The sequence below is a fragment of the Thalassospira sp. ABL2_045 genome (assembly GCF_056161285.1).
The window spans coordinates 285,288-306,505 of sequence record NZ_JBSWYV010000001.1 but is presented as its reverse complement, the minus strand read 5'-3'; the positions used below and the strand labels follow the sequence as shown (position 1 = coordinate 306,505).

Genomic DNA, 21,218 nt, shown 5'->3' with positions numbered 1-21,218 from the left:
AGCCTTGCCATCCGGCCATGCTGAAATGCTTGTTACTGACGCCGCCCGATCGCGGCAGGTGAATTGGACTTGTTGGCCTAGCACGTCTGACAGAGACGGGCAAGCCAATCGCAAGACGCGCAAAGCGCTTAATTCTGCGGGTTTGCCTGATGTCATTTGCCATCAGACCCCTAGAATCAAAGAAGGTTGACTAGAGCACGTCGCGCTTAATTTGCATCATTTTGTTTGATTTTGGCGTGCCGTTTGGCAAGGCACGGCGTGCAGAGCGATGCGGCGCATCGGTCAAACGGTGTAACGCCGCGAAACGCCGCCAAAATCAAACCCTTCGGGCCGGGACAGTCTTTCGCCCCACTGCGTCAGGATCCTTGACCGTAGCGCCGCTACGCTCTGCGGATCTTTCCTTGTGCGACAGAAGACTGTCTCCGGCAAAATGGCGCAGATTAAACGCGACGTGCTCTAACATATCAGCCAACCTTCTGATTTTGTGATTTTCCCGTGAAATCAGCGCGTCTCGTCGCGTGGATCGTTATGGGGCGGCAGATTGCGCGGTGTTTCCGTATCGTCACCCTGCCCGGTATCGTTGGACGGATCATGCGGGCTGACATCTTCGAAATCGCCATCAATGATCGGTCCCGCACCGGGTCGGCGGGTCCCGCCTGCGCCCGGACCACGTGCGCCGTGTGGTCCATGTGGACCGCCGGGATGTGATCCGCCAAATCCGCCGCCGAAATTGGTGCGGATATTGCCCGACTGGACGAGCTTCATGATGACTTTGGCCCCGATCAGCTGACGCAGTGGCGGCACCAGAAGCAGGAAGCCAAACGTATCGGTGACAAACCCAGGCGTTAGCAACAACACACCGGCCACCAGAATGCAGATTCCGTCAAACATCGCCCCGATGGGCATTTCGCCCTGATCCATCTGGCTTTGTGCCTTGGCAAGAGTCTGCAGGCCTTGGGCGCGCATCAGCGACGTGCCAATGATCGCGGTCAAGACAACCACACCAATGGTCGGCCACAGCCCGATCAGTTCGCCGGCCTGGATAAAGACCGCGATCTCGATGATCGGCATGGCGACGAATATCGCGAGAAAATAAAAGCCCATTTCTTCTCCGTTTACTGGCGATTTTTTAGCACAGCGGCCCGCAAGTATCGCTTTAACACATGATGTTTGTGCTCAAAGCTGACGTCTTGCTGAAACTATTGCAGAAAACAACTTGGATTTCAGTGATTTCTCATTAATCTGCAGACTGTCGTCCTTATAGATGGTCGGGACGCTAAAACGACAACGCGACAAAAATGCGGCAGATCGTCCTTTGGCCCCATATGCCTGCGGATGGTGCAGGTGAAGGGTGAAGATGATCACATCTTCGGGCGCGATCGGCAGTTGCCCTTGCATTTGGTTAAGTTCATACCATCTCTCGACCACGGTTGTGATATAAGTGCAACCAGTTTGAAACCACTAGGATCAAGAGACCGGTCTTGCAGTATTTCGATATATTCTTATTCGCTCTGATTGCGGTTTTCCTTGTGCTGCGTTTGCGCGGCGTTCTGGGCCGGCGTACCGGTAATGAAAAACAGGGACCGTCCGATATCTTTGGCCGTCAGACCCATGATAATGAAGGTCAGAACGACACCGCTCCTCAGACCGATAACGTTTATCGCCTGCCGGACTCCGGTAACGATCAGGAAGACGCAAATGTTCCGTCCGGCACGTTTGCGACCCTGCAGAAAATACAGAAACACGATCCGAACTTCACCCAGCAGGACTTCCTGAATGGCGCGCGCATGGCGTTCGAAATGATCGTCGAATATTTTGCCAAGGGCGACAAGGACGGCCTGAACCCGTTGCTTTCGGCCGAGGTGTACAAGAATTTCGCATCCGCCATTGATGCCCGCGCTGAAAAAGGCGAGCACGAGGAAACCACCCTGGTCGGTATCAAGAGCGCGTCGATCCATGACGCCAGCCTTGAAGGCCGCACGGCCTATGTCACGGTGAAATTCGTTTCCGAGGAAGTTTCGGTCATCCGCAATGCCGAAGGCGATGTGGTTGATGGTGATCCCAATCAGGTGGTCGAGGCCGAAGACCTTTGGACATTCGCGCGCAATATCGAAAGCCGCGATCCGAACTGGCAGCTGGTGGCAACCGAAACCCCGGAAGAAGAAACCACCGACTGATCCCATCCGATCCGGGCTTTAAAGATCACAGATATCAAAGGCGATCCGACAAACCGGGTCGCCTTTTTCATGTCCGGAAGACACGGCGCTGCGGGCAATTATCGCCTTGTTAAGCATGTCAGGGGCAAGATCGGATTTTCGTTGAACTGTTCTGAAAAACGGATTCCATCTTGAAAAGACGACTGGTTTTATCGCGCAGCCTTTCGCTGATTTCCGTCCTGGTGGGTGCGGCGGCGGCCCTGATCTGGATGTTCTGGCCACAAATCACCGGACAGATCGAACCCCCGGCCGAGGTCGAAGACAAACTGACGCTCCGCCCGGCGAGCTTTGGGGAACTTGATGGCTGGCAAGGCGATGACATGCGCGGATCCGTGCGCGCCTTTGCCCGGTCGTGCAAGGCGATGCTCAGGCGTGATGATGACCGGGCCGTTGGCCCCGATCTGCGGATGGGAACCATTGGCCAGTGGCGCGATCTGTGCCAGACGGCGGTCGCACTTGATGTCGAAAATCTGCGCAAGGAAGATGCACGAACCTTCTTTGAAAGCGGCTTCAGACCGTATCTCAGTGGCAATCGCGATAAGCCAGAAGGCCTGTTCACGGGCTATTACGAGCCGGAACTGCAAGGCCAGCTGGCCCGTGGCGGCGCCTATCAGACTCCGCTTTATCTTAAGCCTGATGACATGGTGTCGATTGATCTTGGCGAGTTTCGTGATGATCTGAAAGGCACCAAGCTGGTCGGGCGTTTGTCGGGCAGTTCGGTAAAACCCTATTACGACCGCGAAGCGATCGAGGAAGGGGCGTTATCCGAGCGCGATCTTGAGCTGGTCTGGGTCGATGACGCCGTGGATGCCTTTTTCCTGCAAATTCAGGGATCTGGCCGGGTGGTTCTGCCTGATGAAAGTGTGCTGCGGGTGGGCTATGCCGCAACCAATGGCCATCCATACTTTGCCATCGGGCGGGAATTGATTGCGCGCGGGGTGCTAACGCGTGAAACCGTTTCGCTGCAATCGATCCGAAAATGGCTGCATGACAACCCCGATGAAGCCGATGCGGTGATGAATACCAACGCATCTTATGTGTTTTTCCAACCGCTTAAGGTGGATCCCAATGATCCCGAGGCCGGACCACTGGGATCGCAAGGCGTGCCGTTGGAACCGGGGCGGTCACTGGCGGTAGATCGGCGGTTCCATGCCATGGGTGTGCCGGTCTGGCTTGAAACCAGCGATCCGATGAATGCAGACCGCAAATTCCGGCGTTTGATGATCGCCCAGGATACCGGCGGCGCCATTCGCGGGCCGGTGCGCGGTGATATCTTCTTTGGCCCGGGCGAGGACGCCGCCCTTTATGCCGGGCATATGAACCGGCCCGGTCAGAAATATGTCCTGCTGCCCAAAACCATCGATCCGGGAAGCTGGCAGGTTGCAGATGGCTCGAGGGGGGACAGTTCATGATCCGTCATATCGTTCTTTTGCAGATTCCAACCTACGCCGACCCGACCGAGGTCGAGACCATGTTCCGCCAACTTGAACAGGCCGCCCTTGCCGTACCGGGGATGGTGGCTTTTTGTGGCGGGGCGAAGCTGCCCGGAAGCTGGATGGGTCAGGGATTTACCCACGCGGTGAATATCGATTTTGTCGATGAGGCCGCGCGCGATGCCTATCTTGCGGAACTGGATCGCGACCGGGTGGGCAGCAGATTGTCCGAAATGACCGAAGGCGGCCTGGGCGGCATTCTGATCATGAACATCAATATCGACAATATCACCACCCCGCAAAAGGACCTGGCGAAGAAGCCGCAACTGCGCTGGGAATAACAAAACAGAAATATTTGATTGTTCTTAATTTGGTGAATTATTCAGATATCTGCGCCTGACATCCCGATACTGAATCATTTCTCTGATCAATTCTTTTATGCGGCAACCGTTGCATCACGCGGCAACTGGATGACAAAGCGTGTACCTTCGCCCGGTTTGCTGTCGACAGCCAGATTGCCTGAATGGTTCTTGCAAATGATCGCGCGTGAGATCGACAAGCCCTGCCCCGTACCCTTGCCAATTTCCTTGGTGGTATAGAACGGATCGAAGATGCGTTTGCGGACCTCTTCGGGCATGCCGGTGCCATTGTCGGTCACGACCATATAGACCGATTCTTCATCCTGACAGGCGGTGATGGTGATCAGGCCATCTTGTGGATCGCCCTGATCGCAACGTTCCTTGATGGCGTCAGCCGCATTAATGATCAGATTGACAAGAACCTGCCCCAACTCGCCGGAATTGACGACAAGCGGGGCGATAGTGTCGTCGATCTCGGTCTTGAGTTCGGCGACATAGCGCCACTGATTGGTGGTGACCGTCACCGCATTGCGGATCACTTCGGCGAGATCGGTCAGCTGGGCGTTGCCCTGCCCCGGATGGGAGTAAATCTTGATCGCCTTGACGATATCGGTAATGCGCTTGAGGCCGTCTTCGGTCTGTTCGAGCGCATCGGGCATTTCTTCGCGCAGGAAATCAACATCATAGCGTTCATTGAGCGGGGCAATGACGGCTTGTTTCTTGGTTTTGACAAGCTCGTCTTCAAGATCCTTGGCGTAGGCGGACAGGCGGTTGGCGGCATCCTTGATAAAGCCGAGGTTGGAATCGACAAACTGGATCGGGGTGTTGAGTTCGTGCGCGATGCCACCGGCAAGCGTACCCAGGCTTTCGAGGCGTTGCTTGCCAAGTTCGGTGAATTCTTCGCGACGGCGGTCTTCGGCCTTGCGATGAAGTTCCGAAACATCGGTCGAGACAATCACCCGCCCGCCATCGGGCAAGCGGCACATGTGATTAAGGATAATGCGCTGATCAAACAGCTGAAATTCCCATTGTGCCTGTGCGTCTTGCCCGGCCATCTGTTCAAGTTGAATGCGGATGCGGTCTTCCTCAGACACGGTGCGGCTATTGATCGAGACATCGACAGACGGCATCAGACCGACATTATGAACCTGTTCGGACACCATGCGATCAAGCGGGATCGACATGCCTTCGGGGATGGCATCAAGCTCATACATCTCACGACAGGCGCGGTTGATATGAATGACTTCGTCTGCGCCATTGATGATGGTGACGGCTTGGGGAATGTTTTGCAGGGCGGCATATAGGCGGTCTTCGGCCTGAACGCGGCGGTTATCGGTTTCGCGCAGGACAGTTTCGGCCCGGTTGCGATAGGCGAGCAACGCCGTCGACATGGTATTGAAGCTGTGCGCGGTATCGGCCAGTTCATCCTGTCCGCGCAGCTCCATGGTATAGCCGAAATCACCCGCCGCGACACGTGCGGCTGCGTCCTGAAGCCGGCTGAGCTGGCGGGTGAGAAAACCGCCCAGCATGCTGCCAAATGCGGCAACCAGCAGGATTTCAGCCGCGGCAATGCCCAGCATCCATTCGCCAGCTTCGGCAATGGTTTCATGAAGCTGTGTCGTCGACAGGCCGAGTTCGACAGTGCCAAACACCGTATTGCCGATCACAATCGGCGATGAAACATCATAGATATTGTCGAGTTCGGCAGCAGGAATGCTGTCATCGGCAACAAAGGGACGCTTGAGAATCAAGGCATCCCCGGCTGCGGCCAGAACATCCCCGTCAGCATGGCGCACGCGAGCATAGGTTATGCCGGGATTATCAATCGCCTGGGTGACCAGCTCGCTGATGGTTGCCAGATCCAGGGCGACGACCGCATCGGTCGTCATGGTGGCCAACAGTTTTGACGACGTCCGGGCCTGTTCAATCAATCGGGATTCGTTCGAGGAACGCAGATAGCCAAGCCCGCTGATGACAAGAATGGCCAGCAGGACAATCTCAATCAGGGCGATGCCGATGACTGTTTTTAGTCGGAATGACATTGGTTGCTGTCCTCAACAACGACACCGGTGTCTTTTTTCGTCAGGCCAAGCCCGCGAATATCATCCCAATCACCATCAACACCCGCCTCGATCCCCTTCATGCCCAGCGGGGCGAGGGTTTCGGCATCAAGCGTGGTCAAGGCACCGCCAAGACTTGCGGCCTCGTCATTGCTCAGGCGTGCATGTACGGCAAAGGCATGCGGGGAATAGGGTTCGGTTTGATAAAACACGCGCAGCTGATCGCGGATGGCTTCAGGGATGGTGTTCCAGGTGCGTTTGACGCCGCCGCCGGCAACGGTCAAACCATTGGCGACCGCCATATAGACCGAATCGTGCGAATTGACGTAGTTTTCGCTTATGGAAATACCGCGTCCGGCGATTTCGGCGCGGGGAATGACACTGGCGCCAAAGGCCGCCGGGGATGGAAAGGCCACTTCCTGACCATCGAGATCATCAAGGGTTTCAATCGCACTGTCCTTGCGGGTGACCAGAAGACCACGCAGGCGGTGATCCTGTTGGCGGCCGATGGCGCGATAGCCACTGACATCACTGAAAACGACATAGTGATACGGGTTCATATAGGCGATGTCATACGCGCCCTGCGCCAGGCAGGCCTCAAAGGTCGGGATGTCCTTGGCGGTGGCGAATTTGATCTGATGGCCGCTTTTCTGTTCAAGCTTTTCAAGGATCGGCAGCCAGATGCGGGCCAGACGGCTGGCCGACTGTTGCGGGACGACCCCGAAACTGAGCGATGTATGGTCATTTGCCTGTGCATTGCTGGGCACGACGGTGGCGATGGTCAGGGCAAAGGCCATCAGGGCGGTTTTACGAGCAGCCATTTCCGGTCTCCGGCAGGGTTCCTTGATGGTGCCGAAATTACGCCATGGGAAAATCGCCCAATATCCCAATTTGGGGAGTGTCGTTAACGAGGCTTTTAACCTGGCCTTGAGCGGACGGGCGAAACTGGGGCCGAAAAACAAAAAACCCGCTGTTTCCAGCGGGTTTCGTGTGTTTGTCGAGGCGGTGCGTTTTTACTGGGCGGCAACGACCTTGTCGTCACCGGTACCGGTTTTTCCACAGCCGCCAGCGTCACCCGTGCCGCCAACGCGTGATTTGCGCTGACGCTGGCTTTCGGATTTAAGCTGACCACAGGCCGCCAGGATATCGCGGCCGCGCGGCCAGCGGATCGGGGCTTCGTAGCCGTTATCGAGCAGAACCTGCGCGAATTTCTTGATGTCGTTGGTCGGCGTGCATTCGTAATCCGAACCCGGCCATTTGTTGAACGGGATCAGGTTGAACTTGCAGTGGACGCCTTTGACCAGCTTGGCAAGTGCGCGGGCATGTTCGGGTTTGTCATTCACGCCCTTGAGCATGACATATTCCATGGTGATCGGACGCGCATTGGACATGCCCGGATAGTTCCGGCAGGCATCCATCAGTTCTTTCAGCGGATATTTCTTGTTGATCGGCATGATTTCGTTACGCAGATCATCATCGGGTGCATGCAGCGAAATCGCTAGACCAACACCAAGATCCTCCCCACAACGCACGATTTCCGGCACCACGCCCGAGGTCGACAGCGTGACACGGCGGCGCGAGATCGAAATACCTTCGCCGTCCATGGCAATGCGCAGCGCATCGCGAACATTTTCATAGTTAAACAGCGGCTCGCCCATGCCCATCATGACGATGTTTGACAGACGGCGGATACCATTGGCCGGGGTCGGCCATTCGCCGTAGCTGTCACGTGCGACCATGAACTGGCTGACGATTTCGCCAGGCGTCAGGTTGCGCACCAGAAGCTGGGTGCCGGTATGGCAGAATTTGCAGGTCAGCGTGCAGCCAACCTGGGATGAAATGCAGACAGCGCCGCGATCTTCGTTGCGATCAGGGATATAGACCGTCTCGGCCTCATTGCCGTCATGGAATTTCATCAGCCATTTATGGGTATCGTCCGAGCTTTTCTGATCGGCTGTCAGAAGCGGGCGACCGACATAGAAATCCTGGCTCAGGCGATCGCGCAGCTTTTTGGAAATGTTGGTCATGTCCTCGATGTCGGTGACACCGCGGTTATAGATCCAGTTCCAGAGCTGTTTGACGCGGAATTTGCTTTCACCCATGCCGGCCATGATTTCGGTCAGCTCTTCGCGGGTGATGCCCACCAGATCACGACGCCCGTCGGCAGCCTGCCCATTGGCGGCGCGCGAAACGAAGTCGGACAGCGATGGCCCGTCCTGCGTTGCAGGGGCATCGGTCTGGGGTGCGTTTTCGGTCAGGACGTCGGTCATCCCGGGCTCTCTCTTTTAAGTATTGTGGGTTTGCCGGACGGTTTTTCGACCGTCTCTTTCTGGCGTCCGCGGGACTATACCAGAAATGATGCAAAAATGCTTGGCCCCGCATATAGCGGGGCCGGGTCGATTTAGAAACGATAAATTTCACATTGCTGCTATCACAGCAGTGCAGTTGCGGTTGCAAATCGGGCCGGTGCGGCCCCACCATACGGTTTGATCAGGCGTGTGATCAGTTGACCGGCTTGGTGTTGCAAGCCTTTGAAATCGCGTTATAGGCGGCGGTAAAGCCCGACAGTGAATAGGTGTCGGTGGTCTTGGTCCCGCGCGAGGAATAGCCAACCACAACCATGGTCGATCCTGCTTTCATCGAGCTGACCAGTTTGCGGTCTTCTTCGCTGTTGGTCGCCCAGGCAGAATCGTCATGGGTAAACAGCTTGAAGCGCTTGGAATCGATTCGAAGATCCACCTCGCTGCCCGATTTATAGGTATAGCCGGTGATGAAGCTGACTTCATTGAGCAGTTTCAGGGCCGGGCGGTGGGTGACCATGACATAGATTTTGCCGCGCTGGGTGTAGTCGCCTTTGGCCGAGGTCGGCTGGCTGCCCATATAGCAGACTTTCTGGCCGTCTTCGGAATAGGTGTAGGCTTCCCACTTGCTGTAGACATCAATCAGCTGCGGGGAGTTCTGCGCCTGTGCACCGCTGGTCGGCAGACCAAGGGCAAGCAGGCAGGCAATGGCGCCAAAAGCGGCGGCAAACGAATTTCTGACGAGACGATGGGCGTGTTTTTTCATGAGGTCGCGTATCGTGTCTGAAGTTTCGGGATGGTCCGGCGGACCGCGTTTGGATGCATAAAATCCAAAGGATATGGCAAATTTATGAGGCTCGTTTTCCGAGATTGCCGCCAAAAGGTAAAGATTAAACCAAGGAATGCATCCGGATGCTGATCAGAGCCGGATTTTTGGAAAGTTTTTAATCTGCAGATCGGAAAAAAACACGACGTCGACGCGCTTTGCACTCTAGCCACGGGCGAGATGCTGTTTGACCACCTGATCAAGGCAGTCCTGCACCGTGATCGGCTGATTGCCCCGACGCATGCGGGCCAGCATGTGGCGCAGTTCGCGCGGTGCGCCTTCGGTGGCGGGGGCGAAGAAGGCATCAAAGGAACAGAGGTCCGAGCGGTATTGCCATACGCGGATATCGCCTTCGCCGCGGATCATTTCCGGCGCGCCGATCTTGGCTTCGACTTCCTGTTCGGACAGACCCTTGAGCGTTGCGTTGGGAACGGGTTTGAACGGAATGGCCGCCGATCTGCGGGTTCGGGAGTTTTCCGGTTTCTGGCGGGTATCGGGTTGGGTTGTGATGACATTGCCCTGGGCGTCAAGCTGCCCGTAATTGGTGTTTGTCGAACCCGGTGGTACAGATGCCCCGCCACACGCGACCAGACCCATGGCCATGGCGGCCAGAAGCAAAATCACCCCGAAAGGACGGGTGATGTCCGTTCGGGGTGTGTTTCGGGTCAGATCAATCATGCGCAGCAAAAATCAGGAATCGTCTGATTTGCGCGGGATGGTGATCGCACCGCTATTGCCAGAGCGGTTGATGCCGGTGTCCGAGCCTTCGACATAGTCGAGTTCGCCTTTGATGCGGGCACCGTTTTCGATCTGAAGCGCGCTATAGGTGATCTTGCCGCTGATTTCAGCCGAGTTTACGACAACAACGCGGCCTGCGGTCAGTTCGCCTTCGAACTTGCCGCTGATTTCGGCCTCGTCGACCTGGGCCGAACCGATGAAGCTGCCGCCTTCGGACACTTCGAGGCGCGAGCATTCCTGGATCTGGGCTTCGACAACGCCCTCGACGACCAGAATGTCACAGGAACCGATTTCACCTTTTAGCGTGATGTCGCGACCAACTGTCAGCTTTTTGCCTTCGGCGTTGCCGCCCTGGCCTGCCGGACGGCCCGAGCTGCCACGGGTCGGAATTTCAAGCGGGCGCTTGGGGATTTCCGGGCGGAAGTTGGTGGAGTGCGGTTTACTGGACATTTGCGGTTCATCCTTTGTGCGCGGCTGGGTGAAGAGTCGCGGCTCACTTCGATTTTCTGATTTTTCGGTCGTCCCGCCAGAAGCGGGTTTTTCGGCTGCGGGTTCAGAGGCCGTGGTCATGGTCCCGGAAAGCGCGTCTGATGCATCCGGGCGAGATGTATCTGACGAAGTCGCACTGCTGTCGACTGTTTTATTGGCTTTTTTCTTTCCAAACATGGGATGACCAGATCCTTAAAGTTGCAGTTTCGGTTTTGGTCTCGGGTCAGGACCGTGTGTTCACCGGTTATACGGTTTCAGGCACATAGGTTCCAAGACGCACAGAATAGTGGACCATAAAGGCCGTGGCGATGATCGGCGCGACCAGGTTGACCACCGGAATGGTCATCAGGAAGGTCAGGCCAACCCCTGCGATCCAGAGCTTTTTCTGTCGGCTTTTGCGAATGGCTTCAACCGTGCGCGCATCATAACGGCGTGCGGCAACCAGTTCAAAATATTCACGCGACAAAAGATAACCATTCATGGCGTAAAACGCGATGACATAAAGCGGCCCGGCCAGAAGAAGCGGCAGAATCAGAATGTTAAGTGCAAGCGCTGTCAGGGCGAATTTAAGGCCACTGATCAGCGCATCCATGATCGGCTGCGGACGGGTATCAGGCAGTGTCGGGTAATGCTTGTCTTCGACCGCATCGGCAATCTGATCGAGCAGAAGGCTCGAGATCAGAACCGTGGCTGCGGGAAACAGCAAAAGGACCAGCAGGGTCAGACCAATACCAAGCACCCAGTCAACAGCGGTTTCAAGCCAGCCACCATCGGTAAAGAAGGTGATGGAATTCAGGCCAAACCAGATCATCACCCAAAGGGCGATGATGGTGGCCAGCGCACCGGCAACGCCAATCAGGACGACTTTGCGAAAACGCGGGTCGGAAAACTGCGCAACGGATTTCAGAAAGTCATTGATCATAGAAGGCGTCGGTCCTGTCGTCTCGTGTGTTGAATGTAGTCCCGTCAGGGAATCATGCCTGACTTTAGTAGGCAATTAAAATTAACAGCCTGTGAAATCCCTGCCAAATCATGGCCTGGTTTTGTGGATTCGCTGAGAATGCGCGTTTTAGCTTAGGCATTGGGCAAAAAAAAGGCGTCCGGCCAGGGGGGAGAACCGGACGCCAGCGCTCCGATGATCTGGAGCGTGAGGAAAGGTAGGGGAGACCTTTTCCTCACACGGGGTTCCCGTCGTTTAGGGGAACCTTGTGACAGACTCACATATAGGAATTGATCGGGCTTGCTGCCATGGGGTTGGGCCCGAAAAACCAACAAATTTTAAAACTTTATAATGATTCCAAACCGGCGATCATTTCATTACGAAACCACAATAAGATCGCGCGTCTGCCAAGCACTTGAATCAGAAAATATTCTTGATCCAAAAGCCGGTTTCAGACGGTTTTGCACTGTCAGACAGGGTTCGAAAAAATTCCGGCTTAGCTGCCTTGCTTTGGCCAGATGCGTTCAAACTTGAACAGTTCGGGATCGAGCTTCATGCCGGCCTTGGCGTTAAACAAGGTCACAGTGGTTTCAATGCCGGTCGGATCGGTGACGATCCATTGACGCAGTTGCATCGGCTTTTCGGAAAAGACCAAGGTGACGCTGCCGGCACCGGGATCGGTTTTGCGCACCAGCTCGACACGGATGGTTTCAGCCGTGCGGCGATAATCGACAATCTTGACCTTGTCGGTCAGCGAGATGTTTTCGGCCAGAATGATGCCAGCCGGGGTTTCATCAATGTCGAAATAGGTCGGCGCATTGATTTCCTTGTCATAATAGATGAAATCATGGCCGGTCGAGACCAGCAGGATTTGTGCGGGCGGGTTATATTCAAACCGCATCTTGCCCGGGCGTTCCATGAACAGTTTGCCTTCGGCTGCACCGCCATCCGATGAGATCTGAACGAAATCGGCCGTGAGTGTGGTGATTCCGGCCAGATAGTTTTCGATCTTTTTGACCATCTCGGGGCTGATCTGATCGCTTGATTGCGCGGTTGCCGGGCTTGGCAACAGGGTCAGACTGGTCACCGCACCCAGACCAATGGCAGTGGCAAGTGCACCGGCCGCCACAAAGGCGCGGGTTTTTTTGCCAAGTGTTTTCCAGCGGGTCTCTTGTTTCTGGGTCAAACGGGTCATGTGCCTTACTGGTATCCGTAACAATTCGTTGATCGCAATCATCGCGATTGCAGAAGGTGAATGGCGAATGATAAAAATCGTGCCATCTATTACGCGAAATACATATCGCATCATTTGGCCGGGAAGGCCAGCCGGGTCAAGCCATGCCCGCAAATGACCTTATTTGGCCGGTTTGGGCCATATTTGCGGATTAAAGGCCGGCTTGATCAACGGTCTAAAGGAGAACGCTTTATAATGAGCCGTATCGTCGCCATCCAGATGGACCCGATTGAAAGTATCGACATCAAGGGGGACTCCACCTTTGTCATGGGCCTTGAAGCCCAGGCGCGCGGATATGACCTTTTGCATTATCATCCCGATGACATGTTTTATGACCGGGGCCGGGTGAAGGCAGAAGTCCGCCCGATGACCCTGCGCTACGAGCATGGCAATCACCATGATCTGGGTGCTGCGCGCGTGATCGATCTGGCGCGTGAAACCGACGTCATCCTGATGCGTCAGGATCCGCCCTTTGACATGAACTATATCACGGCGACCCATTTGCTTGAGTCGATCCACCCGGAGACCTTTGTGGTCAACCATCCGGGCCATGTCCGTAATGCGCCGGAAAAGATCTTTGTCACCGAGTTCCCGGATCTGATGCCGCCGACCCTGATCACGCGATCGGGTGCGCGCATCAAGGATTTCCGCGAGGAATACAAGGACATCATCGTCAAGCCGTTGTTTGGTAATGGCGGGGCGGGCGTCTTCCACCTTAAACCGGGTGACGAGAACCTGAATTCCCTGCTTGAACTGTTTGCCGCCCAGTCGCGTGAACCGCTGATGGTGCAGGCCTATTTGCCCGATGTGCGCAAGGGTGACAAACGCATCATCCTTGTTGACGGCGAACCGGTGGGTGCGATCAACCGTGTCCCGGCCGAGGGTGAGGCACGTTCGAACATGCATGTTGGCGGGGTTGCCGAGAAATCGATGCTGACCCCGCGCGAACGCGAGATTTGCGATCGCATCGGGCCGGAGCTCAAGAAACGGGATCTGATCTTTGTCGGGATTGACGTGATTGGCGATTACATGACGGAAATCAACGTCACCTCGCCGACCGGCCTGCAGGAAATCAACCGCTTTGACGGGTCCAAGCTTGAAGGCCTGATCTGGGACGCGATCGACAAGCGTCTTGGGTAAGTCCCTGATTTAGCAGTGCTTTGAGACGAAAACGGGCAGGTGATCAACACCTGCCCGTTTTATTTGTCATCTGGTCGGGCCGTTTATTTGGCTTCGATTTCAACAAACGTGATGGGGAAATCGTTTTCGTTAATCACGTTATGCGCCACCCCGGTCTTGCGGGAATAGGACTGCCCGGCCGTCATTTCCGAGGGAAAGGTTGTGCCGTCATCGTTTACGATGGTCAGGGTTCCCGTGGTCATCGGCACGACGACATAATCCATGCCATGCACGTGGTCGCCGGTTTCCGATCCCGGGGGGAAATGCCATTCGGTGACCCGGAAGGTGTCATCATCGACCTGAACAGTGGGAATGGCTTTGGAGCGCTCTGTTGTCATGGGGCTTTTCCTTTTGGTGGCGTTTGAAATGCGAGAGTAAAAAAGACTAACGCATTGCAGCATTTAATCAATCGCCGGTCTTTTTGTTCGAAATTCCCGGCCCAATTGATTTTAATCGTAGGACGGATCGTACACTCGGTGATCAAGGTTCGGGTCCAAGGGAACCAAAACCGCGTTCAAACGTATGATTTAAGGACAAAATTGACAGGTATCAGACGCGCATGACCAAGACAGAGGCAGAGACAATCACCGATCAAGACCTTTTCGGGCCGTACTTGTTTGCGCGGGGTGCCGATGAGAAAACCGCGCGTCTGGCAGCACTTGTTGTTGCCGATAGCAGCACGGATATCCCGGAATTCAAGGCCAATGGCAGCGATATTGTCACCCCGGTCAAGCTGACGGAGCTGTTTGGCCGGTGCTATTGGCGGTTTGATTTTGACCTGCCGGCAAACACGACAGCCAGTTATAGTTTCGGAAACGAAACATATGAGGTTTGTACCGATCTCGGTTCGGATCTGCGTATCGGGTTTGTGTCGTGCAATGGTCAGGAGGACGGTGATCTTGACCGGCCGCTGGAAGACCGCAATGCGCTGTGGGCCGATTTGGGGCGCGAACACGCCGCCCAGCCCTTCTCGCTTTTGCTGCATGGTGGTGATCAGATTTATGCCGACGGGGTGTGGGAATGCCATCCTGATATCATCGCCTGGGACAAGGCCGGGCGCCGCGAGCGGATGGCGACGGCCTTTTCCGATGCCCTGCGTGATGCGGTTTTGAAATTCTATCTTGATCATTATCTGGCGATTTATGGTCAACCGCAGATCCGCCATATGCTGGCGCGGGTGCCGTCGCTGATGATGTGGGATGACCATGACATTTTTGATGGCTGGGGCAGTCACAAGAAGTGGTTTCAGGGAACCGCAGTGGCCAAGGGCATGTTTGCCTGTGCGCGCGAGGCGTTTTGCCTGATGCAGCTTTGCTGTGCGCCGGATGAGTTGCCAGACATGGTGATGGATCGTGCCGGTAAAAGCCTTGCCTGGCGCACTGATTTTCCCGGCGTCAGCATCGTTGCGCCGGACCTCAGGTCTGAGCGCACACCAAATGCGGTGATGGGCGAAAATGGCTGGCGTGATTTGCCAAAGGCACTTGAAACCGTGCCGGGTGGCAACCGGATTTTGCTGATGTCGAGTGTGCCGGTGATCGGACCGCGATTGTCATTGGTCGAGATGATGATGCATCTTTGGCCCAAGGCGCAGAAATACGAAGATGACCTGCGCGATCAGTGGCAAAGCCGCTGGCACCGACGGGAATGGTGCCGCTTCCTTGAGCTGATCGAAGAGATCGCCAACGAGCATGACCATGAGATCACCCTGCTGTCGGGCGAAATTCACGTGGCAACGCGGGGCACCTTTGAAACGCGGGGCAAAACCATCCATCAGCTGGTGGCATCGGGCATCTCGCACACGGCACCGCCGCCTGCTTTTGCGCGGGCGTTGGGGCTTCTGGCGTGGATCGGGGACAACCCGCTTCCCGATCGGCCGACAAAGTTAAAACCGCTGCCCGAACGCAAAGGTACCTATTGTGCGGCGCGAAATTACCTTACACTGTCACGCAGCGACACCAACTGGCATGCCAAATGGCATCTCGAAGGCATCGGCTGGACACCGGATTTACGGGTTTGACGGCCTTGAGGGACCAACGGGATCGTGGCTGATGGCAAGGGGCTTTGGATCATGATGCAGCTTTATTACGCGCCAACTTCACCCTTTTCGCGCAAGGTGCGCGTGATTTTGCGTGAACTGGGTCTGGAAAAACAGATCAACGAGATTCTGATTGATCCGTGGACGGATGAAGCGCTGCGCGCCCATAACCCGCTGTCAAAGGTTCCGACCCTGATCCTTGAAGACGGGATGGCGGTTTTTGAGTCGGCTGTGATCTGTGACTATCTTGATCAGCTTGCCAAATCCAAAGGCATTTCCGAGGGTGTGATTCCCGAAAGCGGCCCGGGGCGCCTGAGCGCCCTTAAATGGCAGGGATTGGCCGATGGCATGATGGTGGCGACCGGCCGTCTTTATGCCGATTCAAACCGGGGCGCCAGTGATCGTTCGGAAATCGTAATGGAACGGCAGGCGCAAGCCATTACCTCGGGCATTGCGGCAATCCTGGATGGTTTGCCAAGCTTGCGCACCGAGGAACCGCATCTTGGCACCTGGTCGGTTCTGGTTGCGCTTTATTACATTGATTTCCGTTGGCCGGACCGGCGGTTTGATATCCCGGTGCGCGTGCGCGACTGGATGGCGATCATGTCCGAACGCGAATCCTTTACTGAGACCACCTTCCACCTGCCCCATGATGATGATTGATCTGATCGGCGACGCGCGCGTCAGATAAAAAAGCACCGCCCGGGGACAACGGGCGGTGCAGGACAACGCATGGATATGACGCAGGGGGATGGGGAAAATCTGTCCACGCCAAAGACTTGCGTTGATAACGGGTTGAGGTGGGCTGTAATCAGGCGGCTTTTTCGCCGGATTTTTCCCAGGCAAAACGCTGGAACGGTTCATCGACCGGCGTTTCGGCAACGTGGTTGACGTAGTTCGACATCACTTTCTGAGCCAGACCGAGAATGATCTCAAGGACCTGCTGCTGGCTGTATCCGGCCGCATAGAACGCATCAAGCTGATCGGCCGTGACATTGCCGCGACTACGGGTCATGGCAAGCGTAAAGGTGCGGAGTGCTTCGAGCTTTGCGTTGGCAAGCGGGGTTTCATCGCGCAGCGCATTGATGGTGTCGGCATCGACTTTCATCATATGGGCGATGGCGGTGTGGGCCGGAACGCAGTAATGGCAGCCGTGCTCCACATTGATGGTCATCCAGACAACGGTCAGTTCATTGGCATCAAAGCTGGTCTTCTGAAACAGGTCATGCAGCACCTGATAGCCTTCAAGCACAGCCGGGGCTTCGGCCATGACGCCGTGCAGGCCCGGGATCATGCCAAAGGCATCGAGCGAGTTCTGCAAAAGCGGTTTGGACTCGGCCGGAGCGGAATCTTTGTCGTAAATTTTGAAGTCGGACATGGCGGTATCTCCAGAATTGTTGAGTGATTGCTCAATAACGATGGACCGACGCTACCTTGACGATTTGACATTGGCAAGTTATTTTTGAGTGACTGCTCAATAAACAAGGAAATATCGTGGCGAGACCAAGCTCATTTGATCGTGAAGATGCCCTGGCCAATGCGCGTAACCTGTTCTGGCGCAAGGGGTTTCATGCGACCTCGCTCAAGGATATCGAAGCGGCCCTCGCACTTAAGCCCGGCAGCATCTATGCCGCCTTTGGCAGCAAGAAAGAGCTGTTTTCCGAAGCGCTGAACTATTATGCGCGCGGGGTCGAAGGCGAATTTCAAAGCTTCATGGCGCAATCGGGCTCCCCGCTTTCGGGGCTGATCGGCTATGTGCGCAGCATCACGCAAGGTGGCATGAACAAGATGCCGTCCAATGCCTGCATGGTGTTCAAGACGGCCCTTGAGTTGGCCAATGACGAGTCTGATTTGAAAGACCTGGCCGCACAGAAACTGGCGGGTATGGCCAAACTGTTTGCCGGCGCCTTTGAACAAGCCCGGGTAAAAGGCGAAATCGCCCCAGATATCGATCCGCATCGCGCAGCACTCAAACTGCAAACCAGCATCACCGGCCTGCGCGGCATGATCGAAAGCGGCCTTCCGGCGGACGATGTTCAAAACCTGATTGATGATATCATTGCGGATATGGAACGTTTGCGGGTGGCGCATTGAGTGCCCATCTGTGTTGATTGGGTGCGACAAACGCTGCCAGACGTGCTATCGCCGCCTTTTAACGCGCTAATTGCCAACGGAACTGCGAAAGCCGATGAGTGAACCGACCATTACCAAAGCCATGCGCGAACGCGCCTGGGTCCGCGCTGAACGGATTGAGGGTGAAGACCCCAAGGAAGTCCGCAAACACGCGGCCAGCGGCATCACCATGAAAAAGGCCAGCTTCGGCAAGTTCCGCAATTTCGGCTGGACCGTGGTGAACGAAGAAGCCGTGCCCTGCCGCAAGGAATTCCTGCCGCCGCGCGAGTCTGACGCTTCGCAATAACGGCCTATCGCAAATGTGATGGGGCTTGCCGGTCAGGTGAATTGACACGGCCACTGATCAAGGGCGCTATGAACCGATGGTTCTTGCGCCTTTTTTTATGCCCAACTGGTCTTGCCCCGATGACACAATCCGATACGATTTCGTTTGGACACCTCACTGATGTCGCGCCCGCAGCCCTGATTAACCATATGTCCGATCCGCGCATGGCGGCGCATATGCCGTTGCTTGACGGTCCGTGGGGTCAGGATGACGTCGCCCGGTTCGTGGCGGCCAAACAGGCCTGCTGGAAGCGGGATGGCCTCGGCCACTGGGCAATTTTCCATAACCGGGACTATGTCGGCTGGGGCGGCTTTCAGAAAGAAGGTGAGGATTGGGATTATGGCCTGGTGCTGCGTCCCGAATGGTTCGGGTTTGGCATGGCAATTACCAAAAAGGCGTTGGAATTCGCCCGATCTGATCCCCGCATACCGTCGGTCACCTTCCTTCTGCCGCCGACCCGCACCAAGCTGGCAGCCCTCAAACGCATCGGTGCGGTGTTTGAGAAATCCATTTATTATGAAAACGAAATGTTTATGCGTTTTCGGCTTCCAACGTCGTGAAGGCGCGAAATTTCCCTGTCTAATTCCCTGAAATTAAACCATGCGTTGCGCAATCCCGATTAAACCGCCAAGATAAACAACCATTGGTTTTGTATGCGGGGGCCTATGACAGCGCGGGTGATGACGGTTGCCTTTGCCGGGATTGAGACGATTGCCGTTGATGTCCAGGTGCAGATGGCAAGTGGTCTGCCGACCTTTAGCGTGGTCGGCCTTCCCGACAAGGCGGTGTCCGAGGCGCGCGAACGGGTGCGTTCTGCGCTTTCGGCGATGGGCCTGGCGCTGCCGCCCAAAAGGATAACGATCAATCTCGCCCCGGCTGATTTGTTGAAGGAAGGATCGCATTTCGATCTGCCGATTGCGCTGGGCATCCTTGCCGAAATGGATGTCATCGGCCATGACGATATCGAGCGGTTTCTTGTGCTGGGCGAATTGGGGCTTGATGGCAGCATCACTAGGGTGGGCGGGGTTTTGCCCGCCGCCATGGAAGCCGGCATGCAGGAATGCGGGGTGATTTGCCCCGAGGCCAACGGGGCCGAGGCCCTTTGGGCCGGGGATCTTGAAATTCTGGCCGCCCCCAGCCTTGTTCGGCTGATCAATCATTTCAAGGGCACGCAAATCCTGCCGCGTCCGGTTCGCCGCGACAGCGATGCGATCCATGATTTTCATGGTGATCTGCGCGATATCAAGGGTCAGGAAAGTGCCAAACGCGCGCTTGAGATCGCGGCAGCCGGTGGCCATAACCTTTTGATGTCAGGGCCGCCGGGATCAGGAAAATCCATGCTGGCTGCACGCTTGCCGGGCATTTTGCCCGACCTTGATGCCAGACAAGCACTTGAAACCACCGTGATACATTCCGTTTCCGGAATGTTGCCGGAAGGCGGCCTGATCCGTACCCGCCCGTTTCGCCAGCCGCATCACTCCGCATCCATGCCAGCCCTTGTCGGCGGGGGTCACCGGGTGAAGCCGGGCGAGATTTCATTGGCCCATAACGGGGTGCTGTTTTTGGATGAATTGCCAGAATTTCAGCGCAATGTGCTTGATGCGCTGCGCCAGCCACTTGAAACCGGACAGGTGTCGGTCGCGCGCGCCAATGCGCATGTGACTTACCCCGCACGCGTGCAGCTGGTCGCGGCGATGAACCCGTGTCGCTGTGGTTATCTGGGGGATAACGAACTGGCCTGCACCCGCGCGCCACGTTGTGGCGAGGAATATCAGGCGCGGCTTTCCGGGCCGCTGCTGGACCGGTTTGATATCCAGATCGAGGTTCCGGCGGTCAAACCCGAAGACCTTGATATGCCAGCCAAAGGTGAAACCAGCCAGACGGTGCGCGAACGGGTGTTTTTGGCCCGTGAACTCCAAATGTTGCGATATAAAAACGAAAAAATATCAACCAATGCTGAGGCCGATGGCGAAATCCTGCAAAATGCCGCCGGACTTGATGCGGATAGTCGCGGCTTGCTGCAGGATGCGGCGCATCAGATGAAGCTCTCAGCCCGTGGGTATCACCGGATTCTGCGGGTGGCGCGCACGATTGCTGATCTGTCGGGCAGTGGCGCGGTCAAGCGCGGCCATATCGCCGAGGCGCTGAATTACCGTCAGATGGTCTATCGACGCTGAATAAGCATTTTTGCGAAAAAAGGAGCAGTCTTGGACGAACTAGTGGAAGCCTTAGATGAATTCGGAAAAGACGTTACCAATGTTTCTTGGTCGTTCTTTGTTTGGAAGCATATCGATAATATTGCTTCTAAGAACAACGATGTACGTGATGCCATAAACAAAAACGCGTTGAGTTGGCGAGTGATTACCCATTCTTTGCAGACAACCTTCTTCATAAGTTTAGGTAGGTTGTTTGACAGTGATGATCGTTCGATGACGGTTGAAACAATAATAAAGAAATGCAAGTCGAATTTAGAAATGTTTGATCATAAAGCACTGCGAAATAGAAAATTGTCACAGACATCCGACCCCAACCCAAGCTGGCTAGATCAATATATTGAAAATGCATACATAGCCACTTCAGATGATATGGATAATTTGCTCGCCCAATCAACAGAATATAAGGAATTGTATCGCTGTGTATATGCACCTATTAGAAGTAAAATAATGGCACATAAGGATTGGTCGACGATATCAAACGTAAACGATTTATTTGCAAAAACAAATATTGCAGAAATCGAATATATCCTGAATTTTACTTTTCAACTCGAAAACGTTTTATTTGATTTACTACATAATGGAAAATTGCAGAACATCGGAGATTACGATTTTAGCGAAGAAACCAGGGTGCATGCAGATGTTGAATCGATGTTGGAAAACCTTGCCAAAACTGGTCATTAGCTAAAACCGCGCTACGAGAACCGAACCTCGGTTTTCGTAAGCAAACTAGTCGAG

22 protein-coding genes are annotated in these 21,218 nt (G+C 55.3%); 11 read left to right on the top strand and 11 right to left on the bottom strand.

What is annotated here, in order from left to right:
• Positions 1–501: 501 nt before the first annotated feature.
• Positions 502–1,104, bottom strand: a complete 603-nt coding sequence (locus tag ACXAIA_RS01455; RefSeq protein ID WP_475343059.1) for an FxsA family protein — start codon at positions 1,102–1,104, stop codon at positions 502–504.
• Positions 1,105–1,481: 377 nt separating this feature from the next.
• Here ACXAIA_RS01455 and ACXAIA_RS01450 point away from each other — a divergent pair, with 377 nt between their 5' ends.
• The 3 genes from ACXAIA_RS01450 to ACXAIA_RS01440 all read left to right on the top strand — a co-directional run bounded on the left by ACXAIA_RS01450 (position 1,482) and on the right by ACXAIA_RS01440 (position 3,990).
• A complete protein-coding gene (locus tag ACXAIA_RS01450; RefSeq protein ID WP_475347774.1) occupies positions 1,482–2,177 on the top strand; it encodes a Tim44/TimA family putative adaptor protein in 696 nt (231 codons plus the stop codon).
• 170 nt (positions 2,178–2,347) lie between these two features.
• Positions 2,348–3,628, top strand: a complete 1,281-nt coding sequence (gene mltA / locus ACXAIA_RS01445) for a murein transglycosylase A (RefSeq protein ID WP_475347773.1) — start codon at positions 2,348–2,350, stop codon at positions 3,626–3,628.
• Positions 3,625–3,990 (top strand): Dabb family protein, encoded by a 366-nt coding sequence (locus ACXAIA_RS01440; RefSeq protein ID WP_475347772.1) that lies wholly within the window; start codon positions 3,625–3,627, stop codon positions 3,988–3,990. Before mltA ends, ACXAIA_RS01440 begins: the two co-directional genes overlap by 4 nt.
• Before the next feature lie 95 nt (positions 3,991–4,085).
• Here the strand turns inward: ACXAIA_RS01440 and ACXAIA_RS01435 are convergent, their stop codons facing one another.
• The 8 genes from ACXAIA_RS01435 to ACXAIA_RS01400 form a co-directional block, all read right to left on the bottom strand.
• Positions 4,086–6,050 carry a sensor histidine kinase gene (locus tag ACXAIA_RS01435; protein WP_475347771.1) on the bottom strand — a complete coding sequence of 655 codons (1,965 nt, stop codon included), beginning with the start codon at positions 6,048–6,050 and terminating at the stop codon, positions 4,086–4,088.
• Complete coding sequence (locus tag ACXAIA_RS01430) at positions 6,035–6,889, bottom strand: phosphate/phosphite/phosphonate ABC transporter substrate-binding protein (protein ID WP_475347770.1); 855 nt, start codon at positions 6,887–6,889, stop codon at positions 6,035–6,037. Before ACXAIA_RS01430 ends, ACXAIA_RS01435 begins: the two co-directional genes overlap by 16 nt.
• A 192-nt stretch (positions 6,890–7,081) precedes the next feature.
• The gene (gene rlmN / locus ACXAIA_RS01425; RefSeq protein WP_475347769.1) at positions 7,082–8,338 is read right to left on the bottom strand and encodes a dual-specificity RNA methyltransferase RlmN; all 1,257 of its coding nucleotides are present in this window, start codon (positions 8,336–8,338) and stop codon (positions 7,082–7,084) included.
• 232 nt (positions 8,339–8,570) lie between these two features.
• Entirely contained in the window at positions 8,571–9,134 is a 564-nt protein-coding gene (locus ACXAIA_RS01420) for an invasion associated locus B family protein (protein ID WP_475343066.1), read from the bottom strand.
• A gap of 225 nt (positions 9,135–9,359) precedes the next feature.
• A complete protein-coding gene (locus ACXAIA_RS01415) occupies positions 9,360–9,872 on the bottom strand; it encodes a hypothetical protein (RefSeq protein WP_475347768.1) in 513 nt (170 codons plus the stop codon).
• A 12-nt stretch (positions 9,873–9,884) separates the two neighbouring features.
• Complete coding sequence (locus ACXAIA_RS01410; RefSeq protein WP_475347767.1) at positions 9,885–10,382, bottom strand: bactofilin family protein; 498 nt, start codon at positions 10,380–10,382, stop codon at positions 9,885–9,887.
• Positions 10,383–10,665: 283 nt separating this feature from the next.
• Positions 10,666–11,343: an EI24 domain-containing protein gene (locus ACXAIA_RS01405; RefSeq protein ID WP_475347766.1), complete on the bottom strand. Its 678-nt coding sequence runs from the start codon at positions 11,341–11,343 to the stop codon at positions 10,666–10,668.
• Between the two features lie 514 nt (positions 11,344–11,857).
• On the bottom strand, positions 11,858–12,556 hold the full coding sequence (locus tag ACXAIA_RS01400) for a LolA family protein (protein ID WP_475347765.1): 699 nt from the start codon (positions 12,554–12,556) through the stop codon (positions 11,858–11,860).
• Positions 12,557–12,790: 234 nt separating this feature from the next.
• Between ACXAIA_RS01400 and gshB the strand changes: the two genes are divergently transcribed.
• Positions 12,791–13,735 (top strand): glutathione synthase, encoded by a 945-nt coding sequence (gene gshB / locus ACXAIA_RS01395; protein WP_475347764.1) that lies wholly within the window; start codon positions 12,791–12,793, stop codon positions 13,733–13,735.
• Positions 13,736–13,818: 83 nt separating this feature from the next.
• Here gshB and ACXAIA_RS01390 read toward each other — a convergent pair whose 3' ends face one another.
• On the bottom strand, positions 13,819–14,112 hold the full coding sequence (locus tag ACXAIA_RS01390) for a cupin domain-containing protein (protein WP_475347763.1): 294 nt from the start codon (positions 14,110–14,112) through the stop codon (positions 13,819–13,821).
• Positions 14,113–14,333: 221 nt separating this feature from the next.
• Between ACXAIA_RS01390 and ACXAIA_RS01385 the strand changes: the two genes are divergently transcribed.
• Together ACXAIA_RS01385 and ACXAIA_RS01380 are read left to right on the top strand one after the other, a co-directional pair.
• Positions 14,334–15,791 (top strand): alkaline phosphatase D family protein, encoded by a 1,458-nt coding sequence (locus tag ACXAIA_RS01385; protein ID WP_475347762.1) that lies wholly within the window; start codon positions 14,334–14,336, stop codon positions 15,789–15,791.
• 24 nt (positions 15,792–15,815) lie between these two features.
• Positions 15,816–16,472 carry a glutathione S-transferase N-terminal domain-containing protein gene (locus ACXAIA_RS01380; protein WP_475347761.1) on the top strand — a complete coding sequence of 219 codons (657 nt, stop codon included), beginning with the start codon at positions 15,816–15,818 and terminating at the stop codon, positions 16,470–16,472.
• A gap of 148 nt (positions 16,473–16,620) precedes the next feature.
• Here the strand turns inward: ACXAIA_RS01380 and ACXAIA_RS01375 are convergent, their stop codons facing one another.
• Entirely contained in the window at positions 16,621–17,187 is a 567-nt protein-coding gene (locus tag ACXAIA_RS01375) for a carboxymuconolactone decarboxylase family protein (RefSeq protein ID WP_475347760.1), read from the bottom strand.
• A gap of 116 nt (positions 17,188–17,303) precedes the next feature.
• Here ACXAIA_RS01375 and ACXAIA_RS01370 point away from each other — a divergent pair, with 116 nt between their 5' ends.
• From ACXAIA_RS01370 to ACXAIA_RS01350, 5 genes are all read left to right on the top strand, one after another.
• A complete protein-coding gene (locus tag ACXAIA_RS01370) occupies positions 17,304–17,903 on the top strand; it encodes a TetR/AcrR family transcriptional regulator (protein ID WP_475347759.1) in 600 nt (199 codons plus the stop codon).
• A gap of 94 nt (positions 17,904–17,997) precedes the next feature.
• Entirely contained in the window at positions 17,998–18,228 is a 231-nt protein-coding gene (locus ACXAIA_RS01365; RefSeq protein WP_475347758.1) for a hypothetical protein, read from the top strand.
• Between the two features lie 119 nt (positions 18,229–18,347).
• A complete protein-coding gene (locus tag ACXAIA_RS01360; protein WP_475347757.1) occupies positions 18,348–18,827 on the top strand; it encodes a GNAT family N-acetyltransferase in 480 nt (159 codons plus the stop codon).
• 105 nt (positions 18,828–18,932) lie between these two features.
• Positions 18,933–20,444: a YifB family Mg chelatase-like AAA ATPase gene (locus tag ACXAIA_RS01355; RefSeq protein ID WP_475347756.1), complete on the top strand. Its 1,512-nt coding sequence runs from the start codon at positions 18,933–18,935 to the stop codon at positions 20,442–20,444.
• Between the two features lie 30 nt (positions 20,445–20,474).
• Positions 20,475–21,164 carry an AbiU2 domain-containing protein gene (locus tag ACXAIA_RS01350; protein WP_475347755.1) on the top strand — a complete coding sequence of 230 codons (690 nt, stop codon included), beginning with the start codon at positions 20,475–20,477 and terminating at the stop codon, positions 21,162–21,164.
• Positions 21,165–21,218 lie beyond the last annotated feature (54 nt).